We start from the raw sequence: 386 nt of genomic DNA on the forward strand, positions 1-386 counted from the left end.
CGGTGCTCGAGCCCGGGCGTGCCCGGAACCGCCCAGGGGCGGGCCAGCGTCTGCGGGTCGCGCTTGAACGGCCAGAAGACCTCGGTGCCGTCCGCCAGTACGTGGTTCGTGGTCGTCTGGAAGGCGACGCGCAGGTCGGGTAGTTCCTCCACGTCCGGGATCCGCCACGGCTCGGAGCCGTTCGCGAGGTACCCGTCGGACAGCAGGAACACCGGCGTCCGGTACGTCAGCGCGATCCGCGCCGCGTCGATGGCGGCGTCGAAGCAGTCGGCGGGCGTCCGCGGGGCCACGACCGGCACCGGGGCCTCGCCGTTGCGCCCGTACATCGCCTGCAACAGGTCCGCCTGCTCCGTCTTGGTCGGCAGACCGGTGGACGGGCCGCCGCG

Annotated in this window: 1 pseudogene; it reads right to left on the bottom strand. The window is 73.6% G+C overall.

Annotated elements, in window-relative coordinates:
- Window positions 1-386 (bottom strand): annotated as a pseudogene (locus K7B10_RS40100) (2-oxoacid:acceptor oxidoreductase subunit alpha); the annotation flags it as partial.

The organism is Streptomyces flavotricini, from assembly GCF_020639365.1.
Taxonomy (GTDB): Bacteria; Actinomycetota; Actinomycetes; order Streptomycetales; family Streptomycetaceae; genus Streptomyces; species Streptomyces flavotricini.